Here is a 2,635-nt window from a genome sequence, read left to right on the forward strand (position 1 = left end):
GTGCGCTGAGAAAAGATGGTTACGTCTCCACTGCCCTGAACGATTGGCTGAAGTAATTAAAGGAGTCAAATTTGTGAATGGAATTGAAAAAAAATGGATCGCCGCCTAATTATTCCATACACAACTCTTGACTATAACTCTATCGTCAGTGTTTAAATGCTGTTTATGATTCTCAAGCAGAACCCAATCAGCAAGAGGAATAACCGTATCCAATATTTGATCAGCAGTAATATTATTTGTTTTGGCTATATGATCGTAATTAGTTTCATTTTGGTGCTTACTTTATCTTGTTGTGATAATGGCATATAATATTCCTTTCATTTACATAACAAATCAATGAACCCAACGCCGAGTAAGTTACGTTTTAAATTCATTAACGGCGGCGTGGGTTATTTCCGTCGTTCGGCAGAGAAATAAGGAGACGAGATGAATAAAAAATTTTTATTTATTCTGTGCGGTCTGACTGTAATCGCATTGGGTGTTTGCTTTTATTACACACCACATTGGGCATTATCTAATATGAAAGAGGCAGCAGAAAATCGAGATGCGGACAGGTTATCTGAATATGTCGATTTCCCGGCACTCAAAGAAAGCTTAAAAGCTAATTTTAATGCAATGATGGCAACAGAAGTTTCTAACAACATGAGTGATAATCCGTTTGGAGCTTTTGGTGCAGCATTAGCAGCGGCTTTCATAAACCCTATGATTGACAACCTTGTTACGCCTGAAAGTCTGGCGATGATGATGAAGGGGGAAAAACCTAAATTAGAAAAAACAAATTTAGAAAACGAAAAGGATAAACCTAATACCGAAGAAAACACAGAAACAACAATGAACGTAAGCGATCACAGGGTGTCCGATTTCAGTTTTGAGTGATCCAAGCCGTATTTGGTTTTCGTCCTCTGAAATAGCGTTGGACGGCATCAACGAGGATGGGATAAGTTTTCAGAGAGCGCAGGCGGCAGGTCTGCCGGAGGGTAAGTATCCGTTCCACCCAGAGGTTGCCTTTATCACTGCTGGTGCCCTGGCTGCATTTTCGCCACAGGACCCCAAAGCGGATCATCCGTTCTGCATGGTTATTGGTTGGTGAAACCCCTTCCTGTTCAAGAAATACCCAGAGGTGGGCGATTTCTCTTTCCATCCGGCGGGCGAAGGTGCCCGTTGCATCCTTGTTGTCTCGACATCGTGCGATGAGCTGCTGTATCAGCCGGCCATAGAACTCTTCCCATTCTTTTTCGGAAGGCGGCGCGTTTGCCATATAGCACAGACATTGGAGGTCTTTCAATACCCATTTGCCGAACAACATAATGTCAATGTTCAGGCTTTCCGAAAGCTTTTTGGCATCCCGGATAAGATGAGCCAGGCAGGTCTGACGGAGGCCGACCCACTTGCGGTAAACCCCGTAACCATCGCTGACGAGGATGCCCTTCCAATCACAAATCAGTTCTTGAAATGCCTCCTAGGACCGGTGAGAGTGGATCATGAAAAAAGCCGAGGAGGCGCCTTGCCATAACCCACAGCCACATCAGTATCCCGTTCTCATGCCAGGAGGTTTCATCTACATGATTCACCGCATCCTGTCTTACCTGGGTGGCAATCATCCTATAGGAAGGCTCAATGGCCTGCGATACTCGATCGATGATCTTCTGGATTGTGCCGAGGCTGATCTTCAAACCCAGTACGGAATCGCAGAAGGTCTGGATAGTGGAACGACTGTCCGCCTGCGTCCCCGCCATCTCGGCGATGAGGGCAGTCAATCTCGGCCCGAATCCGGTCCGATGTTCTTTGGGAATCACCCCCTTGTTCGTCTTCCCGCAACAGGAACAGATCCCCTTGTATAGAACAAAGTGTGTCACGTCCATCTTGATCTCTGGAAGTTCGATCACCTGATGGGTATAGTAATCAGTAAGATCGTTGAAGGTCGTGTTGCCGCAGGAGCAAATCTCCGGTTGAATGATCTTGATCTCGGTAGGTTCCAGCATGGTCTGGCGGTGTCCTTTGTGATCCTTTTTCGCCCCCGATTTCTTATTCTCTTTTCCCTCCTCTTTACTCTTGTAGGGACTGTCCGAAGATGGTGGACGGCTGGAGTTGGAGGAGTTCAGGTTGAGAGATATAATCAAAAGTTGTGTTTAGGGAGATAGGTGGTGTATCCATCGGTTGATTGTTACCGAGGCAATTAACCGACCAAAAAAAGGAAAGGATACACTATTTAAGGAAGATTTTCCAAAAGCCAAAGTCCAGAGGTGCCAGGTCCATGTGTCCCGAAATGTTCTGGCCAAGGTGCCAAGGAAGCTGAAAAAAGCTGTCGCCGATGATATGCGGTCCATTTTCTATGCCTCGTCAAAACCGAAAGCGATGGAGTTTTTTGAAATTTTCAAGCAGAAATGGCTTAAAGGATCTTCCCTCGGCTGTCAAATGTCTGGAAAACTCCATAGAGGCATGTCTAACATTTTTTATCTGTCCCGAAGAAGAATGGATTTCTTTAAGGACCACGAACATTATTGAACGCCTTAACAAAGAATTTAAACGCAGAACAAAACCGATGGAGATCGTAGCCGGGGAGAACGCCTGCTATACTCTCCTGGCATTTATCTGTCTTAAAATGGAGTTACACTGGAAATCAAACCCTATCGGA

At 45.3% G+C, this 2,635-nt stretch carries 4 protein-coding genes and 2 pseudogenes; 3 read left to right on the top strand and 3 right to left on the bottom strand.

Annotated elements, in window-relative coordinates; translation table 11 throughout:
- Positions 1–426 precede the first annotated feature (426 nt).
- Positions 427–876, top strand: a complete 450-nt coding sequence (locus tag VXK47_RS14550; protein ID WP_435549513.1) for a DUF2939 domain-containing protein — start codon at positions 427–429, stop codon at positions 874–876.
- On the opposite strand, the gene VXK47_RS14555 is transcribed toward VXK47_RS14550, so the two are convergent.
- From VXK47_RS14555 to VXK47_RS14565, 3 genes and pseudogenes are all read right to left on the bottom strand, one after another.
- Entirely contained in the window at positions 863–1,444 is a 582-nt protein-coding gene (locus VXK47_RS14555; RefSeq protein ID WP_435549515.1) for an IS66 family transposase, read from the bottom strand. The two genes, VXK47_RS14550 and VXK47_RS14555, sit on opposite strands and share 14 nt — an antisense overlap.
- Complete coding sequence (locus tag VXK47_RS14560; protein ID WP_435549516.1) at positions 1,434–1,982, bottom strand: IS66 family transposase; 549 nt, start codon at positions 1,980–1,982, stop codon at positions 1,434–1,436. The genes VXK47_RS14555 and VXK47_RS14560 overlap by 11 nt, the downstream gene beginning before the upstream one ends.
- Before the next feature lie 15 nt (positions 1,983–1,997).
- Positions 1,998–2,120, bottom strand: a pseudogene (locus VXK47_RS14565) (DUF6444 domain-containing protein); the annotation flags it as partial.
- Between the two features lie 37 nt (positions 2,121–2,157).
- Here VXK47_RS14565 and VXK47_RS14570 point away from each other — a divergent pair.
- Together VXK47_RS14570 and VXK47_RS14575 are read left to right on the top strand one after the other, a co-directional pair.
- Positions 2,158–2,331 (top strand): annotated as a pseudogene (locus tag VXK47_RS14570) (transposase); the annotation flags it as partial.
- Positions 2,332–2,365: 34 nt separating this feature from the next.
- Positions 2,366–2,635: transposase (locus tag VXK47_RS14575; protein WP_435549514.1), on the top strand; the 270-nt coding region annotated here is incomplete at its 3' end.

The sequence above is a fragment of the Desulfobacterium sp. N47 genome (assembly GCF_051233685.1).
Taxonomy (GTDB): Bacteria; Desulfobacterota; Desulfobacteria; order Desulfobacterales; family RPRI01; genus RPRI01.

Bases quoted from the DNA above. Each gene is read 5' to 3' on its own strand.
- VXK47_RS14550 (WP_435549513.1), top strand. From the start codon at position 427: ATGAATAAAAAATTTTTATTTATTCTGTGCGGTCTGACTGTAATCGCA.
- VXK47_RS14560 (WP_435549516.1), bottom strand. From the start codon at position 1,982: ATGCTGGAACCTACCGAGATCAAGATCATTCAACCGGAGATTTGCTCC.